Source organism: Candidatus Palauibacter sp. (assembly GCF_965237495.1).
Taxonomy (GTDB): Bacteria; Gemmatimonadota; Gemmatimonadetes; order Palauibacterales; family Palauibacteraceae; genus Palauibacter.
In genome coordinates, this window is the sequence record NZ_OZ250143.1 from 287,835 (window position 1) to 307,404 (window position 19,570).

The following is a 19,570-nucleotide window of genomic DNA, read 5'->3' on the forward strand; positions in this document are numbered from 1 at the left end:
CGGTGAAATCGGACGCCCTGACCGAGGCTTCGGCCGGAGCCAGCCACACATCCTATTGACCCCAAGAATAGACAATTGGTTGGATCGAGGCCAACTCGGCAGCGGCTCGCGCTCGTCCGCCGGGGCGAGCGCCGGCCCGGAGCAGGCGCTAGATTGCCGCCCGGCGGAGGGAGAAGAGGTCGCGGACGGATGCACGTCACGCCGTTCGAGGAAAGTCCGGGCTCCACAGGGCACGGCGCCGGGTAACGCCCGGGCGTCGCGAGGCGATGGAAAGTGCCGCAGAGAGCAGACCGCCGATGGCGGCTTCGGCCGCACAGGCAAGGGTGAAAGGGTGGGGTAAGAGCCCACCGCGTCTCCTGGTGACAGGGACGGCACGGCAAACCCCGCCGGGAGCAAGGCCAAGCAGGAACGAGCGGCGGCCCGTCGCGCTCGAGTTCCGGGTAGGCCGCACGAGGCCTCGGGAAACCGCAGGTCCCAGATAGATGACCTCGCCGCGGGCCTCGGTCCGCCGGTGACAGAACCCGGCTTATCTCCCTCCGCCTCTCTCTCTCTCTCGAGAACACGGCAGACAGGAAGGCGGCACCCGGTGGCTCCAGCCACGGTGAGCTTCGAGCTTCGCGAACACACGCTGGACAACGGGCTGAGGGTGGTCATGCAGCCGGACTCCTCGGCGCCACTCGTCGCCGTCCACCTCATGTATCACGTCGGTTCCAAGAACGAGCGGGCCGGCCGGACCGGCTTCGCGCACCTCTTCGAGCACCTCCTCTTCCAGGGGTCGGAGAACGTGCCGCGCGAGGCGCACTTCAAGCTCGTCCAGGACGCCGGCGGGACCCTCAACGGGACGACGTGGTTCGACCGCACGAACTACTTCGAGACGCTGCCCGCGAACGAACTCGATCTGGGGTTGTGGCTGGAGTCGGACCGGATGGGGTTCTTCAAGGCGGGCATCACGCAGGAGAAGCTCGACAATCAGCGCGACGTGGTGAAGAACGAGCGGCGGCAGTCGTACGAGAACCGGCCCTACGGCCTCGCGCTGGAAACGGTACTCGCCCACGCCTACGACGAGGGACACCCCTACCGCCACCCGACGATCGGTCACATGCCCGACCTCGACGCCGCGAAGCTGGAGGACGTACACGAGTTCTTCGACCTTCACTACGGGCCGAACAACGCGACGCTCGTGCTCGTCGGCGACTTCGAACCCGCTGAGGCGCTGGATCGCGTCGAGGCCTGGTTCGGAGAGATTCCCGCCAGGCCCGTCGCTCCGCGGCCCGTCGTCCCGCCCCCACCCGGGGGAGGGGAGAGACGCGCGGTGCTCGGCGACCGGGTCCAGATGCCCCGCGTCTATCTCATGTTCCACTCGCCGCGTTTCGCCGACCCCGACTTCGAGACGGTGGATGCCCTCACCTGCCTGCTGTCCGACGGGAACAGTTCGCGGCTCGAGCAGACCCTCGTGTACGAGAAGCAGGTCGCGGCTGAGGTGTCCGCCTCCACCTGGCCCACCGAGGACGTGGGGATGTGCTTCGTGGTGGCGACCGCGCGGCCCGGCGTATCGGCCGCCGAGCTGGAGACCGCGGTGCGGGACGTCCTCGAGGAGATGCGGGACGGTGGTGTGGGGGCCGGGGAGCTGGAGGGGACGCTGAACCGCGCCCGGCACGCGCTCGTCGGCGGGCTGGCCGGGTTCGGGGAGCGGGCGGACGCGATCGCGCACGCGGCCGTGCTGCGCGGCGACCCGAACTACGTGAACGACGCGTTCACCCGGTACGGAACGATCGCGCGTCCGGACGTGGAGCGGGTCGCGCGCACCGTGCTCGACCCGGACCGCCTCACGGTCCTTCACGTCGTGCCCGAGGCGGCGGAAGCGTGACCCCGGACCGGACCGTACGGCCGCCCGCGGCCGCGCCGCGCCCCCTCGCGCTCCCCGGCTTCGAGCGCCGCACCCTCCCCAACGGCCTCCGGTTCGAGTACGCCGCGCGCCGCGGCGTCCAGGAGGTGTCGCTGCGCCTCGTCCTCGAGTGCGGCGCGGGCGTCGAGCCGGCCTCGCACGCCGGTCTGGCGGAGCTCACGGCTCGGCTCCTCACGGGGGGCATGCCGGGCCGTGACGCGATGGATGTCGCCCGTTGGCTCGACCGCCTCGGGGCCCGCTTCCGCGCCGCGGCCGGCTATTCCGTCAGCACGGTCTCCATGCATTTCCTCGGCGACGTGCTCGAGGAGGCGCTCGACTTCCTCGCCGCCACGGTCCTCGAGTCCGACTTCCCGGGACGCGAGGTCGAGCGCCTCCGGAGCGAGCGCCTGGACCAGATCGACCGCCAGCGCGACGACCCGGCGACCGTCGCCAACCTCGCCACGATCGCCGAACTGTACGGCGACGGGCTGTACGGCCGGCCGGTCGGGGGCACCGCGGATACCGTATCGGAGATCGGTCGCGACGCCGTCCGGACGTTCCACGAGGCCCGGTATCGTCCCGACGGGGCCCTGCTCATCGTGTGTGGCGATGTCGATCCCGAGCGGCTCGCCCCCGCGGTCGAGGCGCGCTTCGGCGCCTGGAGCGGACGCTCCGGCCGCGTGTCGCCGCCGTCCGCGCCCCCGGCCCGGGAGGGCGGCGTGGTCCTCATCGACCGTCCCGGAAGCCCTCAGAGCGAACTCCGGGTGGCGACCGTAGGCGTGCCCTACGGTACCGAGGACCATCATGCGATCATCGTGGCCAACGCGATCCTGGGCGGCCTGTTCAACTCCCGCATCAACCTCAACCTCCGTGAGGAAAAGGGGTGGACCTACGGCGCGCGCTCCGGCTTCCGCTTCCGCAGGGGTCCCGGCCCGTTCGTGGCCCGCACCGCCGTCGAGACCGCGAAGACCGGCCCCGCCTTCGAGGAGATGATGCGAGAGATCGAAGGGATGCGTACGGGACTCGTGACCGCGGACGAGTTGAGCCTGGCCCGCAACGCCCTCACCCTCTCGCTGCCGCTCCAGTTCGAGACGGCGGCGCAGATCTGCGGGAAGGTGAGCCGCCAGCGCATCTTCGGCCTCCCGGACGACTACTGGGAGACGTACCGCGGCCGCATCGAGGCCGTCACGCCGGATCAGGTACAGGCGGTGTGCCGGAAGTACCTCGCGCGCGAGCACCTCACGCTGCTCGCCGTCGGCGACGCGGAGACGGTGGGATCCTCGCTCGACGGCTTCGGCGCCGTCGACGCGCGTTCCATCGCCTGACCCGCGCGGATCCCGCTGATGCCGCTGATGCCCACCCGATCGGAGGAGGGATGTCCGACGCTCGCGTAGACGGAGAACGGGTCTATACCGGCCGCACCATCCACGTCGACGTGGATCGGGTACGCTTCCCGGACGGGTCCGTCGGGAAGCTCGAGGTGGTCCGACACCCCGGGGCCGCCGCCGTCGCGGCCCTCGACGGCGTCGGGGAAGGGAGCGCGCCCGGCGGAAGCGGCGAGCCCATGGTCACCCTCGTGCGTCAGTATCGGTACGCGGCGGAAGGGTTCATCTGGGAGGTGCCGGCGGGGAAGCTGGAGCCCGGAGAACCGCCCGAAGCGTGCGCGCTCCGCGAACTGGAGGAGGAGGCGGGACTGCGCGCCCGACGCATCGAACGGCTGGCCTCGGTGCGCACGACGCCCGGCTTCACCGACGAGGTGATCCACCTCTTCGTGGCGTGGGAGTTGGAGGCCGGCCGCACCTCCCACGAGGCGAGCGAATTCATGGACGTGCATCGGCTACCCCTCCGCCGTACCATCGAAATGGTGGACGCGGGGGAGATCACCGACGCGAAGACGATCTGCACGCTGACCCTCGTGCACCGCTGGGCGGATCGAAATGGCGGCTTCGGGGTTTAACCCACGAAACCCGCCTGAAAAGGAAGCGGCATGGACACGGAGCGGATGCTTGAGTCGAGACGGCGTTACGGGGTGGGCTCCGCCACGGAGCCCCTCGCGCGCAACGAACTCCGAGCCCTCGAGGATACGGAACTCGTGACGCATTACCTCAACGGCGAGCGCTTCGCGTTCACCGAGATCGCTGACCGCTATCAGGACCGCCTGCTGAACTTCATCTGCCGGACGATCGGTGACCGCGACCGCGCGGAGGATCTCGTCCAGGAGACCTTCGTGCGCGTCTACCGGCACCTGCACCGGTTCGACCCGACGAGAAAATTCTCGACCTGGATCTATACGATCGCCAGCAATCTGGCGAAGAACGAACTGCGAAACCGGGCGCGCAACCCGCTCGTCCTCTTCCATTCGATAAAGAGGAACTGGGAAGCCGACCACCGGCCGCTCGAATTCGAGGACAACGCCTATCGGCCGGACGATCTGTTCCGGAAGCGGCGCGTCCGCGAGCAGGTTGAGAGCGCGGTCACGGAACTGCCCGAGCATCACCGGGTCGTGTTCGTGCTGCGGGAACTCGAGGGGAAGACCTACGAGGAGATTTCAGAGATCACCGGGGTTACGCTGGGAACGGTCAAGTCGCGCCTCAACCGGGCGCGCAACAAGTTCGCCGCGATCGTCGCCCCGATGCTCGACTGACCGAATACATCGACGGAATCGAATACGCGACGGAATCGAAGAGGACCGGCTCGCCCGGTAGGCCGGGCGGACGGGAACCTTCGAGCGTGGACCGGAGCAGTACTCCGGCTGTGGACGTTTTGAACGGTGGTTTTGCGATGGTTTGCAAAGAGTTTATCGAGGGGCACACCGAGTACCGGGACGGGGTGTTGCCGACCGGGGAGATCGCGCGGTTCGACGCGCACATGGACGATTGCGCTTCGTGTCGAGGCTACGACAGCGTGCTCGAGCGCGGACTCGCCATGTGGCGTGCGTTGCCGCCCGTGGAGACTTCGCCGGACTTCCGGCCGCGGCTGCAGCATCGCCTCTTCCATGTCGACGATGCCAGGAAGCTCCCCTTCCGGGCGCACGTCGGCCGGGCGGCGGCGATCGTCGTGGCGTCGGCCGCCCTCTTCTCGCTGGCGGTGTCGAACCGGACGCAGCCCGTGCGGATCGATTTGGGACTGCCTCCCGTAACCGTGGAGCCTCCCGCTCCCGCGGTCGCCGAGAGCCAGCGGAGTCTGTTCGGCGATGGCCCCTACATTCCGGACCGCTTCCTGGTCCCCTTCGCTCCCGCCCTCGATGATGCGGGCGGCCTGTTCAGTTCCTCGTACGACATGACGATCGTGGCGGGCGATTCGACGCCCCTGCCGGTCGAACGGCGTTCCGGCCAACTCGACGAGTCTCGCTGACGCCGACTCCTTTCTCCTCCGCCGACGCTCACGCCCCGTGAGTGCGCGACAGGATCCGCGACTCGCTCGCGTCCTCGACCGCGAGGGCCCGGCCGGTGGCTGGTTCCTGCACGGCGACGCGATTCGCCTGCGTGACGAAGCCGCCCGGCAGCTCGTTGACGCCGCCCTCGACCCCGCCACGCGCGACTTCAACTACGACCAGTTCCACGGCGAGGACGTGACCGGCGAACAGCTCGCGTCGACCCTCGCCATGCCACCGATGATGGCGGAACGCCGGGTCGTCTGGTTGCGCGACGTGGAGCGTCTGCCGACCAGGGCGCGGGACGTCCTGAAGCGGGCCGCGGCGAAGCTCCCCCCCGATATCGCGCTCATCGTCACGGCGACGATCCCGAAGGGCTCGCGCGCGGCGTTCTACCGCGATCTGAAGAAGAGCTGCCGCACGCTGGAGTGGAGCACGCCCCGGGCCGCCGAGATCCCGGGCTGGATCCGCGACCGCGCGCGCGCCCGCTGGCGGTTCGATCTGTCTCCGGCCGCGGCCCAGCTCATCGCCGGGGCGGTGGGGTCGGACCTCTCGACGCTCGACGCCGAACTCGAGAAGCTCTCGCAGCTGCCCGCCGACCGGCGCACGGAGGCCGAGATCTCCGCGCTCATCCCCCGAACTCATCGGATCGATCGCTGGAGCTGGCTCGACCTCGTGGCTTCGCGCAACTACGGCCGCGCCTTGCGCGAGCTGGAGGACGTGCTCACATCCGAGCGGGGTGTCGGACTCGTCGCCGGACTGGTCGAACACCACCTGCTCCTCGGTCTGGCCCTCGACACGGGGACCGCGGGCCTGCGGGCCGTCCTCTCGGAGACCGGGCGCGGCTACCTTTCCTGGAAGGCGGGCACCTACGCGAGACAGGCGAGGGGATGGACCGTAGACGAACTCGATCGAGCGCTCCGGGCGCTGCACCGCGCCGACCGGCAGCTGAAGTCGGGCCGCGGCGACCCGCCGGTCCTCGCCGACCTCCTGCTCTCGCTCGGGCAGATGCGAAGCGTGTCCGCGTGAGCCGCGTGCGGCGGGTGTGGCCGCTCGCGCTCCTCGCCGCGTGCCCCGGCTGGGGGCTGGCCGCCCAGTCCGCCGCCCAGTCCGCCGCCCAGTCCGCCGAGATCGAGGCGCTGGCCCGTCTCGAGGCACGGATCGAGTCGGGCGCGACGGAGGGCGTCGCGGGGGCGATCGAACGCTGGCTGTCCACGACGCCGGACCCGTCCCGCGAAGCCGTCGGACGCGCCAGATATTCGAGGGTGCGGCTCATGAGCGACGCGGACTCCGCCCGCGCCGAACTGCTCGCCCTCGCCCTGGACGGGGGCTCGTCCCATGGCGCCCGGGTCTGGCTCCGGCTGGGGCAGCTGGAGCTGGCGGCGGGCGATCCGGCCCGCGCCGCCGCGGCCTTTGAGCGGCTGCGCGCCGACTACCCGCGGAGCGCCGCGGCGACGGCGTCGTGGTACTGGACGGGGCGGACGTTCGAGGACCGCGGCCTGCTCGATCGCGCCTGTGAGGGCTGGACCAGGGCGATCCGGGCGGCGCAGGACGGCGGGGACGCGGCCTCCGCCCGCCTCGCGGCCGCGGCGGCGGCCGGATGCGCCCCCGGCGCGGCCCGCTTCACGGTCCAGGTGGCGGCCTTCTCGACCCCGGAAGCGGCGGCCGAGATGCGGTCGCAGCTGGAGGCGGACGGCTTCCCGGCGCACGTCGTCGAGGAGGGCGGGCTCCACCGCGTCCGGGTGGGCCGTTTCGCGACGCCCGAGGCGGCCCGCGGTCTGGAGCGGAGCCTGCGCCTGGCCGGCTTCTCGGTCGCCGTCAGCGCCGCGGAACCATGACCCCGGCCCGCACGCCGGCTCGCACCCCGGCCGACACCGCCGGGTCCACGCCGCTGATCCGGCAGTATCTCGAGATCAAGTCCCGCCACCCGGACTCCCTCCTCTTCTTCCGGGTCGGGGACTTCTACGAGATGTTCTTCGAGGACGCGGAGGAGGGGAGCGGTCTCCTCGGGCTGACCCTCACCTCGCGCAACAACGGCGGCAAGCGGGACATCCCCCTCGCCGGCGTGCCGGTCAAGGCCGTGGACGAGTACGTCTCGCGTCTCCTCGAGGCGGGCCGCCGCGTGGCCATCTGCGAGCAGCTCGAGGACCCCGCCGAGGCGCGGGGCCTCGTCCGGCGCGATGTCGTCGAGATCATCACTCCCGGCACCGTCCTCGAGGACCGGCTGCTCACGGCGAAGCGTAACAACTACGTCGTCGCGATCGCCGGCCGGGCCCCGTTCGGACTCGCGATCGTCGACCTCTCGACCGGGGAGTTCGAGCTGCGCGCGGTCGCCGGCGAGGCCGACCTCCGGGACGAACTGGGCCGCCTCGAGCCGGCCGAGATCGTCGTCCCCGAGGAGAGCGCGCACCCGCCCGGCGCCTGGCACCTGACGACGCGGCCGGAGTGGCGCTTCGACGCCGAGCAGGGCGAGGAACGTCTCACCGCGTGGTTCGGCGTGGCGTCCTCCGTCGGGTTCGGCCTCGACGCGGCGCGCGACGCGCTCCTACTCGCGGCGAGCGGGGCGCTGCTCGGCTACCTCGAGGAAGTGCGGCCGTCCGGACTGGACCACCTGCGCCCCCCGCGCGTCGACCGGGCCGGGCGGGTCATGTTTCTGGACGAGATGACGCGCCGGAACCTCGAACTCGTCGAGCCGCTCCGCCCCGGCGAGGGGGCGTCGCTCCTCGAGCGGCTCGACCGCACGCGCACGCCGATGGGCGCGCGGCTTCTGCGCCGCCGGCTCCTGCGTCCCCTCGTCGTCGCCGACGAGATTCGGGTCCGCCTCGATGCGGTGCAGGAGTTCGTCGAACGGCCGGAGGTCCGCCGGCGGGTCCGGGGCGCACTCCGCCCCATCCGCGACCTGGAGCGCCTGGCGGCGCGCATCGCGACCGGCCGCGCGGGGCCCCGCGAGCTCCTCGGCCTCGGCCTCTCGCTCGACGCGCTGCCCGGGCTGGCGGCGGCCCTCGACGGCCTCGATGCCGGGCGGCTCGCCGATCCGCGCTCGGCGTTCGACCCGCTCGCCGACGTGGCGGGGCGGGTCCGCGAGGCCATCGACCCCGACACGCCCCACGCGCTCAAGGACGGGGGCGTCATCCGCCGCGGCTTCTCGCCCGAACTCGACGAACTGCGCGGCGTGCGTGGAAACGCGGTCGACTTCATCGCCGGCATGCAGCTTCGCGAGCGCGACCGCACCGGCATCGACACGCTCAGGATCGGGTTCAACAAGGTCTTCGGGTACTACCTCGAGGTCACGAAGTCGAAACTCGACCGCGTTCCCGAGGAATGGACCCGCCGCCAGACACTCACCAACGCCGAGCGCTACCTGACGCCCGAACTCAAGGAATGGGAGGGGAGGGTCCTCGGCGCGGACGACGAGATCCAGCGGCTGGAGGCGCGCCTCTTCCAGTCGGTGCGGGACGAGGTCGGCGCCGAGGTGGGACGGGTGCAGACCGCCGCGGCCCGGGTCGCCGAGATCGACGTGCTCGCGTGCCTGGCCGATGTGGCCGAGGCCGAGGACTACGTGCGCCCCGCGCTCACGGACGAAGTCGTGTTCGATGTCGAGGATGGGCGGCACCCGGTCGTCGAGACGACGGTGGCGCGGGACACCTTCATCCCGAACGACATGCGCCTCGACGACGAGCGCCGGACGATGATCGTCACCGGCCCCAACATGGCCGGGAAGTCGACCGTGCTTCGCCAGGCAGGACTCATCGCGCTCATGGCGCACATCGGCTCCTTCGTGCCGGCTCGCCGGGCCCGCATCGGGGTATGTGATCGCGTATTCACGCGCGTGGGCGCGAGCGACAACCTCGCGGCGGGTCTGAGCACGTTCATGGTGGAGATGACCGAGACCGCGACCATCCTGCACGGGGCCAGCGAGCGATCGCTGGTCCTCCTGGACGAGATCGGGCGCGGCACGTCGACGTACGACGGCGTGTCGATCGCGTGGGCCGTGACGGAACGGCTGCACGAAATCGGCGCCCGCACCGTGTTCGCGACGCACTACCACGAACTCGTGGGCCTCGCCGAATCGCTCCCGCGCGCGGCGGCCTTCAACGTCTCGGTGCTGGAGAGGGGCCGCGACATCGTCTTCCTGTACCGTCTCGAGCCCGGGGGTTCGGACCGCTCCTACGGCGTACACGTGGCGCGCCTCGCCGGGCTCCCCGCCGACGTCGTGGGGCGCGCCGCGCGCATCCTGCGCGTGCTGGAGAGCGGGCCGTGGGGCGCCGGCGGGCGAGGGGCCGCGCTCGCCGAAGGCGGGATGGGCCAGCTCTCCCTGTTCGAGGCGGTCGGGTTCCCCGCGGGGCAGGCGCCGCCGGCGCCCGGCTCGCCCGGCGATGAGGGTGCGACCGACCTCGAGGCCGCCCGCGAGCTGCTGGAGCGGCTGGCCCGGCTCGACCTCGACCGGCTGACCCCGCTCGAGGCGCTGAATACGCTCGCGGAATGGAAGGCGTTCGGCGATGCGTAGACCCGGCCCGGCGCCCGACGCCTGGGAGCGGGGTGTGTGGGGGCGAAGCGCTCCTCCGCATCCACATCTCCAGGCTGGGCGGGTCGATTCCGTGGAGGTGATGAACTCCGCCGGCGACGCCGTGCTCGACTCCGCGGCGCTGGCGAGCGCCCGGCGGCTCCGCTTTCGTCCCGCTCGGCACGGCGACACCGCCATCGCCATCCGGGGCGTGCTCCCCGTCCTCTACCCGCTGCCGCTCCCGGACGGCTGAAAGGGCCAGGATGGCCGAAATCCCCGAGACCACCACGCGGCGCCTGCGCGTCGGCGTCCTCTTCGGCGGCGAGTCACCGGAGCACGAGGTGTCGCTGCAGTCGGCGAAGAACGTCATCGAGGCGATCGACCGCGATCGCTACGATGTCGTGCTCATCGGCATCGACCACCGCGGACGCTGGCGCCTGGCCGATGAGTCCGGCTTCCTGCGGAACGCGTCGGACCCCCGCCGCATCCGCCTCCCCGCCGGCGCGACGCCCCTCGCCGTCGCCTGCGGCCGGGACCCGGAGATCGTGCCGCTGGCGCCCGGCGATCCGCTCCCGCCGCTCGATGTCGTATTTCCCGTCCTCCACGGCCCCATGGGCGAGGACGGCGCCGTCCAGGGCCTGCTCCGCCTCGCCCACCTCCCCTTCGTGGGCCCCGGCGTCCTCGGCTCGGCGGTCTGCATGGACAAGGATGTCGCGAAGCGGCTCCTCCGCGACGCCGGGATCCCGGTCGCCCCCTTCCTCACGGTCTCCGATCGCGAGGAAGCCCCGGCCTGGACCGAGGTCGTGGAAGCGCTCGGCACCCCCGTCTTCGTGAAGCCGGCGAACATGGGATCCTCCGTGGGCGTTTCCCGGGTGGACACGGAGCGCAATTATGAACGGGCTCTGGACGAGGCCTTCTCCTTCGACACGAAGGTCCTCCTCGAGCGCACGATCCGCGGACGAGAGATCGAAATCTCGGTGCTGGGCAACCGGACTCCCGAGGCCTCGATCCCCGGGGAGATCGTCCCGCGGCACGATTTCTACTCCTACGAGGCGAAGTACTTGGACGAGGCCGGCGCCGACCTGCTGATCCCCGCGGACCTCGATCCGGACACCACCTCGCGCGCGCGGGATCTCGCGATCCGCGCCTTCCGCGCGCTGTGCTGCGAGGGGATGTCCCGCGTCGACCTCTTCCTCACGACCGAAGATTGCGGCGAGGTGCCGGCGGGCGAACTCATCGTGAACGAGATCAACACCATCCCCGGCTTCACCCGGATCAGCATGTATCCGAAGCTGTGGGCGGCGAGCGGCGTCTCGTACCCGGAACTCATCGACCGCCTCATCCGGCTCGCGATCGAGCGGGGGGAGCGGGAGCGCCGCCTCGCGTGGGCGATCGCCTCGCGACGGACGACACGGAATGACGACACGGAATGACGGAACGGAGTGACGCAAGCGCATGATGCGGCGGCAGGCGTACGGTAGCGGCGGGGTCCGCTTCGGCCACGGCTTCCCGATGAGCCGCTGGGTGCCGCGGCTCATGATCGCGAACTTCGCGATCTACCTCCTGATGAGCCTGCGCGTCATCGGGCCCCCGGCGATCGAGTGGCTCGGCTTCGGCGTCCCCGGCTTCCTCACGCGACCGTGGACCGCCGTCACCTACATGTTCCTGCACGGCAGCTTCATGCACGTGTTCATGAACATGCTCGCGCTCTTCTTCTTCGGGCCGCCCCTCGAGCAGAAATGGGGCAGCCGCTTCTTCCTCAAGTACTACCTCATCACGGGGCTCGGGGGCGCCGCCTCGTCCGTCCTCCTGTACTCCGTCCTCGGGCCGACGATGATGATCGGGGCCTCCGGCGCCGTCTTCGGTCTGCTGCTGGCCTTCGCCGTCAACTGGCCCGACGCGAGGATCCTCCTCTGGTTCGTCTTCCCGGTGCGGGCCAAGTGGTTCGTGATGGGGCTGGGCGCGTTCACCCTCCTCTCGACCGCGCAGGGCTCCGCCGACGGCGTGGCTCACTGGGCGCACCTCGGCGGCCTCGTGAGCGGGTTCGTGTACCTGCGCTACGGCGAGCGTCTCCGCCGGTTCGCGGGGAAGGCGCTCTACAGGGAGAAGGAAAAGCCCGCGCCCCGGCTGCGGCGCAGGCGCCGTGCGGCCTCCACCGGCGAGGCGCCGCCCCCCACCCCCCGCCGCCGCCGCCGGCGGAACGGCGACGCCCTGGACGAGGTCGACCGCATCCTCGACAAGATCCGCGCGACCGGAATGGACTCGCTGACCCCCCGTGAACGGGCGTTTCTCGACGAGGTGAGCCGGCAGTACAGGGAGACGCAGGACACCCCGACCAAGTCCCGCACACACTGAACGCCCCGGCGACGCCCGGCGCGTCCCCGCGCGGCTGGAGTTTTCCGCCGCCGGTTTCTACAATATCCGCCCCGCGTGAGCCGCGTTCGACGTCGGCCCGCGCCCCGCGATCCAGTCTCCGTCCCGGGAGGTGTACATGGCGTCTGCCGCCTCGGCATATGAAACGCCCAACATCCGCAACGTCGTCCTCTTCGGTCACGGAGGCGCCGGCAAGACGACACTCGTGGATTCGATGTGCTACGTCGCCGGAAATACGAACCGGAAGGGCGACGTGCAGAAGGGGAGTGCGCTCACCGACTTCACCCCCGAGGAGACCGGCCACGGGATCTCGATCAACCTCGCCGTGGCCCACGCCGTCTGGGACGAGACCCGGATCAACCTCATCGACACGCCCGGCTACCTCGACTTCCTCGGCGAAGTCCTGGCGGGGATCCGGGTGGGGGACGCCGGCCTCTGCGTCGTCGACGCGATCTCGGGCGTCGAGGTGGGGACGGAGAAGACGTGGGCCGCCGCCGAACGCGCGAAGCTGCCGCGGGCCGTCTTCGTCTCGATGATGGATCGGGACAACGCGAACTTCCGGAGCACCGTCGACCAGATCCGGGCCGAACTCACGCCGAACGCGATGCCGGTTCAGGTCCCGATCGGGGCGGGCGCCGACTTCGCCGGCATCGTCGACCTCCTCACGATGAAGGCGCACATGTTCAAGGGGGGCGACAAGGGGGCCGCGGACGAGGTCGATCCCCCCGCCGCGGTCGCGTCTGAGGTGGAGGAACTCCGCGAGACGCTCATCGAGGCGATCGTGTCGGCGGACGATGATCTGCTCGAGGCCTACTTCGAGGGGGAGGAACTGGACCCCGGCCGCGTCGTGGAGGTCCTCGCGGAGGCGATCCGCGACGGTGATGTCGTCCCCGTGTTCTGCGGTTCGTGCCAGACGAGCGCCGGGGTGCCGGCCCTGCTCGACCGCATCGTGGAACTCCTGCCCTCGCCCGACCGCGCGGTCCCCCAGACCGCGTCCAACGGAAGCGGCGAGGTCGTGCTGGAGCCGGGAGTCGGCGCGCCCGCGGCGGTCCTCGTCTTCAAGACGACCTCCGAGCCGCACGTCGGCGACCTGAGCTACTTCCGCGTGTTCAGCGGCCGCATCACGAACGGCATCATGCTCCTCAACCCCGGCCGCGGCTCGACCGAGCGCCTCGCGCACCTCGCGATCCCGCACGGCGTCCGGCGCGTCGACGTCGAGGTCCTGAACACCGGCGACATCGGCGTCGTGACGAAGCTCAAGGACACGCACACCGGCGACACCCTGTGCGATGGCGCCTCGCCCGTGACCCTCGAGGGGATCCGCTGGCCGGCCCCCGACCTCTCCCTCGCGGTGACCGCCTGCACGCGCGCCGACGAGGACAAGATCGGGAGTGGGCTGTCGAAGCTGCACGAGGAGGACCCGACCTTCGCCGCGGGCTACGACCCCGAGCGCGGGCAGACGATCATCCGCGGCCTCGGGGAGATCCACCTCAACATCTCGCTCGAGAAGATGACCCGGAAGTACGGGGTCAACGTGGACACCCACGAGCCGCGGATCGCCTACCGCGAGACGATCACGAGGACCGCCGAGGGCCAGGGCCGCCACAAGAAGCAGTCCGGCGGGCGGGGCCAGTTCGGCGACTGCCATGTCCGCCTCAGCCCGCTGCCGCGCGGAGGGGGATATGCGTTCGTGGACTCGATCAAGGGCGGCGTGATCCCGACCAAGTTCATTTCGGCCGTGGGCAAGGGGGTCGAGCAGGCGTCCCGCAAGGGCGTCCTCGCGGGCTACCCCGTGGTGGACTTCCAGGCCCAGTGTTACGACGGCTCGCACCACTCCGTCGACAGCTCCGACATCGCCTTCCAGATCGCGGGCTCGCTCGCGTTCCAGAAGGTGGCGCGGGAGGCGAACCCGGTGATCCTCGAGCCGATCATGGAGGTGGAGGTCGAGACGCCCGAGGAGTACATGGGTGAGGTGATGGGAGACCTCAACCAGCGGCGCGGCCGGGTGCTCGGCATGGACTCGAAGGGGCGGCGGCAGGTCGTGAAGGCCCACGTCCCGCAGGCCGAACTCTACAAGTACTCCGCCGCGCTGCGCTCGCTGACGCACGGGAAGGCGACGCACACCCGCAAGCTGGCTGCGTACGAGCAGGTTCCGCCGCATGTTCAGGGGAGAGTGATCGCGGAGTCCCGGCACGACGAGGACGAGTAGGAAGACGAGCAGGCGGTAGCCCGTGGCGGGCCATTCGAAGTGGTCGAAGATCAAGCGCCGGAAGGCGGTGACCGACCAGGCGAAGGGGAAGCTCTTCTCCAAGCTCGGGCGCGAGATCGCCGTGGCGGCGCGCGAGGGGGGAGGGGACCCGGACTTCAACCCCCGTCTCCGGACCGCGATCGACAACGCCAAGGGCCAGCGCATGCCGACCGAGAACATCGAACGCGCGATCAGGCGCGGGACGGGCGACCTCCCCGGGGCCTCGTACGAAGAGGTCACGCACGAGGGCTACGCGCCCGGCGGCGCGGCCCTCTATGTGGAGTGTCTCACCGACAACCCGCGGCGGACGGTGGCCGAACTCCGGCACCTGCTCGACAAGCGGGGCGGGAACCTGGGACAGAGCGGCTCCGTCGCCTGGATGTTCGAGCGCAAGGGTCAGATCCTCGTCTCCGCCGACCGCAGCGAAGAGGAGGCGGCGCTCGAGGCGGCGCTCGAGGCCGGGGCCGAGGACTTCGAGGCGGACGACGGGATGTACGTGGTGACGACGGGGGCGGCCGACTTCCACCAGGTGCTCGCCTCGATGCGCGCGGCCGGGATCCCGGTCGCGGAGGCGGATCTCGCCATGGTCGCGAAGAACACGGTGAGAGTCGAGGGACGCGAGGCGGAGAGGGTGCTCGACATCCTGACGGCGCTCGACGATCACGACGACGTGCTGCGGGTCAACACGAACGTCGATCTGGAGGCGGGGGACTGAGCGGCCCCCTGAAGGTGCTGGGGATCGACCCCGGCACGCGGGCGACCGGCTACGGCTGCATCGAGGGGGGCCGGTCGGTCCCGGGCCTCTCGTACCGCCTCATCGAGTGCGGCGTCGTGCGGCCGCGCGGGACGGATCTGGGCTCGCGGCTCGAGGACATCCATTGCGGGACGCTCGAGATCATCGACCGGCTGGCGCCGACGTGCGTGGCGATCGAGAGCGCCTTCCACGGGCGCAACGCCCGCACGGCCATGGTGCTGGGGCACGCGCGCGGCGTCCTCGTCCTCGCGGCGCAGTTGCGGGGCCTCCCGATCCACGAGTACGCGCCGCGGCAGGTGAAGAAGCGGGTCGTGGGGACCGGCGCCGCCAGCAAGGAGCAGGTCGGCTTCATGGTCAAGCACCACCTGCGGCTCGGCGAGGCGCCGCGCCCGGCGGACGCGGCGGACGGCTGCGCGGTCGCCCTCTGTCACCTGATCGGCGGGGGGCTCCCGTGATCCGGCGCCTGCGCGGAGAGCTGGTCGGGCGCGCCGCGGGCGCCGTCGAGGTTGTGACGGGCGACGGTGTCGGCTACGAGGTCAACGTGCCGCTCGGGCTGGTCGACCGGCTGCCGCCCGAGGGGGCCGCGGTCGAACTGCACACCGTGCTCGTCGTGCGCGACGACGCGTTCGAACTGTACGGCTTCGAGACCGCCCGGGACCGCGAACTCTTCCAGCGGCTGCGCACCCCGAGCGGCGTGGGGCCGCGCCTCGCGCTCGCGATCCTCGGGGCGCTGCCGCCGGGCCGGATCGTGCGGGCGATCCGCGCCAAGGACCACCGCACCCTCCAGACCGTGAGCGGCGTGGGCCGGAAGACGGCGGAGCGGATCGCGATCGACCTCGCGGACAAGCTCGATGACCTGGGCGACCCCGGAGGCGACCTGCCGCCGGCCGGCGGCCCGGCCGCGGCGGCCGCGCAGGCGCTGCGCGCCCTCGGCTACCAGCGAGGGCAGAGCGAGAACGCCGTGCGCCACGCGCTCGAGGCGCTCGAGGGCCGCAAGGTCGGCGCCGAGGAACTCGTGCGCCGCGCGCTGCAGCACGTATGACGGCGCCCGCGCCTCCCGGCGGGACCGGCACCGGCGCGCCGGACGACCGGCCGCGCACCGAGATCACCACGCCGGAGGTGCTCGAGGACGACCTGCGCCCCGACGCCGCGCTGCGCCCGCGGCGCCTCGACGAATTCATCGGCCAGGCGCGCGTCAAGGAGAGCCTCTCCGTGTTCGTGGAGGCGGCGCTGGGCCGCGGCGAGGCGCTCGACCACACCCTCTTCTACGGCCCGCCGGGCCTCGGGAAGACGACGCTCGCCCTCCTCCTCGCCCGCGAACTCGGGGTCGACATCAAGCTCACCTCCGGCCCCGTGCTCGAGAAGCCGGGCGACCTCGCCGGCCTGCTCACGAACCTCCAGCCGCGGGGCCTCCTCTTCATCGACGAGATCCACCGCCTGCGGCCGGTGATCGAGGAGTTCCTCTATCCCGCGATGGAGGATTACCGGATCGAGATCCGGCTTGGGGACGGGCCCCGCGTCGAGACCTTCACGATGAAGCTCGAACGCTTCACGCTGGTGGGGGCGACGACCCGCTTCGGACTCCTCACGGCCCCCATGCGGGCGCGCTTCGGCGTCGTCGAGCGGCTGGGCTTCTACCCGAAGGAGGAACTGGCGCGGATCGTCGTCCGCTCCGCGCGCCTCCTCGACATCCCCACCACCGCCGACGGGGCCGACGAGATCGCGCGCCGCGCCCGCGGCACGCCCCGCATCGCGAACCGCCTCCTGCGCCGCGTGCGCGACTTCGCGGAGGTGCGGGGCGACGGGACGATCGACGTCGCGACGGCCGTGGACGGCCTCAAGCTGCTCAACGTGGACGAATACGGCCTCGACGAGATGGACGCGCGCGTGCTCAAGGCGATCATCGAGACGTTCGAAGGGGGACCGGTGGGGCTCGCCTCGCTCGCCGTCGCGGTGGGTGAGGACGCGGGCACGCTGGAGGAGGTGTACGAGCCGTACCTGATCCAGAACGGGTACATGCAGCGGACGTCGAGAGGCCGCACGGCCACCCGGAAGGCGTACGCGCGCTTCGGCTACGCGCTCCCGCGCGGAGAAGCCGGCGGGGCGCAGGGCGCGCTGTTCGGCGGTGACGTCGGCGGTGACGTCGGCGATGAAGGCTGAGCGGGCGGGCCGCACCGAGGCGTACGACTACGAACTGCCGGCCGAGCTGATCGCGGCCCGCCCGGCCGAGCGCCGGGATGCCAGCCGGCTCCTCGTGGTCGATCGCGCGCGGGGCCGCTTCACGGACGCCGCCTTCCCCGCGCTGCTCGAGCGGCTGTCGCCCGGCGATGCGGTCGTCGTCAACGACAGCCGCGTCTTCCCGGCCCGGCTCCTCGGCCGCAAGCCGACCGGCGCCCGCGCCGAGATCCTCCTCGTCCGCCCCGAGGCCCCCTCGCTCGAACCGACGGACCCCTTCGACCGGGCCGGCACCCGCCTGTGGCGCGCCATGGTCCGCCCCGGCCGCAAGCTCAAGCCCGGCCGCACGGTCGATATCGCGGGCGGGTTCACGGTCGAGATCCTCGACTCCGCCCCCGATGGCACGCGCCTCGTGCGGCTCGCCGGCGACGAGGACCCCTGGACGCTCATCCAGCGCCACGGCCGCGTCCCCCTCCCACCGTACATCGTGCGGGACGGGGCGGCTCGGGACAGGGCGCCGCGCGACGACGCGGAGGACCGCGAGCGGTACCAGACCGTCTACGCGGCGCCGGCCGGGAGCGTCGCGGCCCCCACGGCCGGGCTCCACTTCACCCCCGAACTCCTGGCCGCCCTCGAGGCCCGCGGCGCGCGCCTCGTCCGCCTCACCCTGCACGTCGGGTTCGGGACCTTCCGCCCCGTGACGGCGACCCGCGTCGAGGAACACCGCGTCGCGCCCGAGGCCTACAGTTTCTCGCTCGAGGCGGCCGACCAACTCAACGCGACGCGCGCGGCGGGCGGCCGCGTGTTCGCGATCGGCACGACCTCCTGCCGCGTGCTCGAGACCGTGGGCGCCGCCGGCCGCTTCGAACCGGGCCGGGGCTGGACCGACCTCTTCATCCGCCCCCCATACGATTTCCACGCCGTCGACGCGCTCGTGACGAACTTCCACCTCCCGCGCTCCAGCCTCCTCATGCTCGTGGCGGCGTTCGCGGGGCGCGAACTCGCACTCGCGGCCTACGCGCACGCGATCCGGGAGCGCTACCGCTTCTATTCCTACGGCGACGCGATGCTGATCACATGACGGACGGTCACATGGCGGACGGTCGCGTCACGGACGCCGGACACTTCCGCCTCGACGGGACGAGCGGGCGCGCCCGGGCGGGGGTCCTCGACCTCCCGCGCGGCACGATCCATACGCCGTGCTTCATGCCCGTGGGGACGCTCGGTACCGTGAAGTCGCTCACCCCCGGCGAACTCCGCGCGGCAGGGGTCGAGATCCTGCTCGGGAACGCGTATCACCTCTACCTGAGGCCCGGGACCCGCGTCCTCAAGGAACTCGGCGGACTCCACCGTTTCATGGGATGGGACGGGCCCATCCTCACGGACTCGGGCGGTTTCCAGGTGTTCTCGCTCGCGCGCATCAACGAGATCGACGACGAAGGGGTGACCTTCCGCAGCCACCTCGACGGGAGCCTGCACCGGCTGACGCCGGAACTGTCGATGGACATCCAGGCCGTGATCGGCTCCGACATCCGCATGGCGTTCGACGAATGTCCCCCCGGCGAGGCGTCGCGCGAGGCGGTGCGGACCGCGGTCGAACGCTCCCTCGCCTGGCTCGAGCGCTGCCGGGACAGCCACGAGGCCAATCTCGATGCGCATCCCGATGGCGGCGGACTCCTCTTCCCGATCGTACAGGGCGCGTCGTTCGAGGATCTGCGCCTCGAGTCGATCGAGCGCACGCTGGCGGCGGGCGAGTGGCCGGGGATCGGGATCGGCGGCCTCTCCGTGGGCGAGGCGAAGGACGCCACGCACCGCGTGCTCGACATCATCGAACCCGCGCTGCCCTCCGACCGCCCCCGGTATCTCATGGGGGTCGGCTATCCCGACGATGTCGTCGAGGCGGTGCGGCGCGGCGCGGACATGTTCGACTGCGTGGCGCCGACCCGGAACGGGCGCAACGGCACCGCTTTCACGGCCGAAGGTCGCCTCAACATCAGAGGGGCGCGCTTCGCGGCCGATCCCGCTCCGCTCGACGCGACATGCGACTGCGCCTGCTGCGCGGGCTACAGCCGCGCCTACCTGCGCCACCTCTTCGTCAGCAACGAACTCCTCGGCCTGCGGCTCCTGTCGCTGCACAACGTGCGGTTCCTGATTCGATTGACTTCACTCGCCCGCGCGGCGATCCTGCGGGGCGACTACGGCCGCTGGGCCGATGCCTGGCTGGCCACGTACCGGCGCGGACCCGCGGCGCCGTGACG

General features: G+C 71.4%; 18 protein-coding genes and 1 other RNA gene. All 19 read left to right on the forward strand.

Annotation, left to right across the window (positions count from 1 at the left end; genetic code table 11):
* Positions 1-163 precede the first annotated feature (163 nt).
* The 19 genes from rnpB (at position 164) to tgt (ending at position 19,568) form a co-directional block, all read left to right on the forward strand.
* An RNA gene (gene rnpB, locus ACPXY0_RS01235) (RNase P RNA component class A) lies at positions 164-544 on the forward strand.
* Between the two features lie 42 nt (positions 545-586).
* Positions 587-1,867, forward strand: coding sequence for a M16 family metallopeptidase (locus ACPXY0_RS01240; RefSeq protein ID WP_423927699.1), 1,281 nt, complete (start codon positions 587-589; stop codon positions 1,865-1,867).
* The gene (locus tag ACPXY0_RS01245) at positions 1,864-3,210 is read left to right on the forward strand and encodes a M16 family metallopeptidase (RefSeq protein WP_423927701.1); all 1,347 of its coding nucleotides are present in this window, start codon (positions 1,864-1,866) and stop codon (positions 3,208-3,210) included. The genes ACPXY0_RS01240 and ACPXY0_RS01245 overlap by 4 nt, the downstream gene beginning before the upstream one ends.
* A 50-nt stretch (positions 3,211-3,260) precedes the next feature.
* Positions 3,261-3,842, forward strand: a complete 582-nt coding sequence (locus ACPXY0_RS01250) for an NUDIX hydrolase (RefSeq protein ID WP_423927703.1) — start codon at positions 3,261-3,263, stop codon at positions 3,840-3,842.
* A 45-nt stretch (positions 3,843-3,887) separates the two neighbouring features.
* Positions 3,888-4,529 (forward strand): sigma-70 family RNA polymerase sigma factor, encoded by a 642-nt coding sequence (locus tag ACPXY0_RS01255; protein WP_423927705.1) that lies wholly within the window; start codon positions 3,888-3,890, stop codon positions 4,527-4,529.
* A gap of 137 nt (positions 4,530-4,666) precedes the next feature.
* The gene (locus tag ACPXY0_RS01260) at positions 4,667-5,239 is read left to right on the forward strand and encodes a zf-HC2 domain-containing protein (protein WP_423927707.1); all 573 of its coding nucleotides are present in this window, start codon (positions 4,667-4,669) and stop codon (positions 5,237-5,239) included.
* Positions 5,240-5,276: 37 nt separating this feature from the next.
* A complete protein-coding gene (gene holA, locus ACPXY0_RS01265) occupies positions 5,277-6,287 on the forward strand; it encodes a DNA polymerase III subunit delta (protein ID WP_423927709.1) in 1,011 nt (336 codons plus the stop codon).
* A complete protein-coding gene (locus ACPXY0_RS01270) occupies positions 6,284-7,096 on the forward strand; it encodes an SPOR domain-containing protein (RefSeq protein WP_423927711.1) in 813 nt (270 codons plus the stop codon). Before holA ends, ACPXY0_RS01270 begins: the two co-directional genes overlap by 4 nt.
* The gene (gene mutS / locus ACPXY0_RS01275; RefSeq protein ID WP_423927713.1) at positions 7,093-9,765 is read left to right on the forward strand and encodes a DNA mismatch repair protein MutS; all 2,673 of its coding nucleotides are present in this window, start codon (positions 7,093-7,095) and stop codon (positions 9,763-9,765) included. The genes ACPXY0_RS01270 and mutS overlap by 4 nt, the downstream gene beginning before the upstream one ends.
* Positions 9,758-10,015 carry an energy transducer TonB gene (locus ACPXY0_RS01280; protein WP_423927715.1) on the forward strand — a complete coding sequence of 86 codons (258 nt, stop codon included), beginning with the start codon at positions 9,758-9,760 and terminating at the stop codon, positions 10,013-10,015. Before mutS ends, ACPXY0_RS01280 begins: the two co-directional genes overlap by 8 nt.
* A gap of 10 nt (positions 10,016-10,025) precedes the next feature.
* Positions 10,026-11,195 (forward strand): D-alanine--D-alanine ligase, encoded by a 1,170-nt coding sequence (gene ddlA / locus ACPXY0_RS01285; RefSeq protein WP_423927717.1) that lies wholly within the window; start codon positions 10,026-10,028, stop codon positions 11,193-11,195.
* 22 nt (positions 11,196-11,217) lie between these two features.
* Complete coding sequence (locus tag ACPXY0_RS01290) at positions 11,218-12,117, forward strand: rhomboid family intramembrane serine protease (RefSeq protein WP_423927719.1); 900 nt, start codon at positions 11,218-11,220, stop codon at positions 12,115-12,117.
* Positions 12,118-12,253: 136 nt separating this feature from the next.
* Positions 12,254-14,344: an elongation factor G gene (gene fusA, locus ACPXY0_RS01295; RefSeq protein ID WP_423927721.1), complete on the forward strand. Its 2,091-nt coding sequence runs from the start codon at positions 12,254-12,256 to the stop codon at positions 14,342-14,344.
* A gap of 22 nt (positions 14,345-14,366) precedes the next feature.
* Positions 14,367-15,098, forward strand: coding sequence for a YebC/PmpR family DNA-binding transcriptional regulator (locus ACPXY0_RS01300; protein WP_423927723.1), 732 nt, complete (start codon positions 14,367-14,369; stop codon positions 15,096-15,098).
* A gap of 14 nt (positions 15,099-15,112) precedes the next feature.
* Complete coding sequence (gene ruvC, locus ACPXY0_RS01305) at positions 15,113-15,592, forward strand: crossover junction endodeoxyribonuclease RuvC (protein ID WP_419942550.1); 480 nt, start codon at positions 15,113-15,115, stop codon at positions 15,590-15,592.
* The gene (gene ruvA / locus ACPXY0_RS01310; RefSeq protein ID WP_423927725.1) at positions 15,589-16,179 is read left to right on the forward strand and encodes a Holliday junction branch migration protein RuvA; all 591 of its coding nucleotides are present in this window, start codon (positions 15,589-15,591) and stop codon (positions 16,177-16,179) included. The genes ruvC and ruvA overlap by 4 nt, the downstream gene beginning before the upstream one ends.
* Positions 16,176-17,297, forward strand: coding sequence for a Holliday junction branch migration DNA helicase RuvB (ruvB, locus tag ACPXY0_RS01315; RefSeq protein ID WP_423927727.1), 1,122 nt, complete (start codon positions 16,176-16,178; stop codon positions 17,295-17,297). The genes ruvA and ruvB overlap by 4 nt, the downstream gene beginning before the upstream one ends.
* The gene (gene queA, locus ACPXY0_RS01320; protein WP_423927729.1) at positions 17,287-18,393 is read left to right on the forward strand and encodes a tRNA preQ1(34) S-adenosylmethionine ribosyltransferase-isomerase QueA; all 1,107 of its coding nucleotides are present in this window, start codon (positions 17,287-17,289) and stop codon (positions 18,391-18,393) included. The genes ruvB and queA overlap by 11 nt, the downstream gene beginning before the upstream one ends.
* Positions 18,390-19,568 carry a tRNA guanosine(34) transglycosylase Tgt gene (gene tgt, locus ACPXY0_RS01325; protein WP_423927731.1) on the forward strand — a complete coding sequence of 393 codons (1,179 nt, stop codon included), beginning with the start codon at positions 18,390-18,392 and terminating at the stop codon, positions 19,566-19,568. Before queA ends, tgt begins: the two co-directional genes overlap by 4 nt.
* Positions 19,569-19,570 lie beyond the last annotated feature (2 nt).

What these genes read in the sequence shown, in the direction of transcription:
- ACPXY0_RS01280 (WP_423927715.1), top strand. Translation starts at nt 9,758, where the DNA reads ATGCGTAGACCCGGCCCGGCGCCCGACGCCTGGGAGCGGGGTGTGTGG.
- tgt (WP_423927731.1), top strand. Translation starts at nt 18,390, where the DNA reads ATGACGGACGGTCACATGGCGGACGGTCGCGTCACGGACGCCGGACAC.
- ruvB (WP_423927727.1), top strand. Translation starts at nt 16,176, where the DNA reads ATGACGGCGCCCGCGCCTCCCGGCGGGACCGGCACCGGCGCGCCGGAC.
- mutS (WP_423927713.1), top strand. Translation starts at nt 7,093, where the DNA reads ATGACCCCGGCCCGCACGCCGGCTCGCACCCCGGCCGACACCGCCGGG.
- ddlA (WP_423927717.1), top strand. Translation starts at nt 10,026, where the DNA reads ATGGCCGAAATCCCCGAGACCACCACGCGGCGCCTGCGCGTCGGCGTC.
- ACPXY0_RS01255 (WP_423927705.1), top strand. Translation starts at nt 3,888, where the DNA reads ATGCTTGAGTCGAGACGGCGTTACGGGGTGGGCTCCGCCACGGAGCCC.
- ACPXY0_RS01260 (WP_423927707.1), top strand. Translation starts at nt 4,667, where the DNA reads ATGGTTTGCAAAGAGTTTATCGAGGGGCACACCGAGTACCGGGACGGG.
- ACPXY0_RS01290 (WP_423927719.1), top strand. Translation starts at nt 11,218, where the DNA reads ATGATGCGGCGGCAGGCGTACGGTAGCGGCGGGGTCCGCTTCGGCCAC.
- fusA (WP_423927721.1), top strand. Translation starts at nt 12,254, where the DNA reads ATGGCGTCTGCCGCCTCGGCATATGAAACGCCCAACATCCGCAACGTC.
- ACPXY0_RS01250 (WP_423927703.1), top strand. Translation starts at nt 3,261, where the DNA reads ATGTCCGACGCTCGCGTAGACGGAGAACGGGTCTATACCGGCCGCACC.
- queA (WP_423927729.1), top strand. Translation starts at nt 17,287, where the DNA reads ATGAAGGCTGAGCGGGCGGGCCGCACCGAGGCGTACGACTACGAACTG.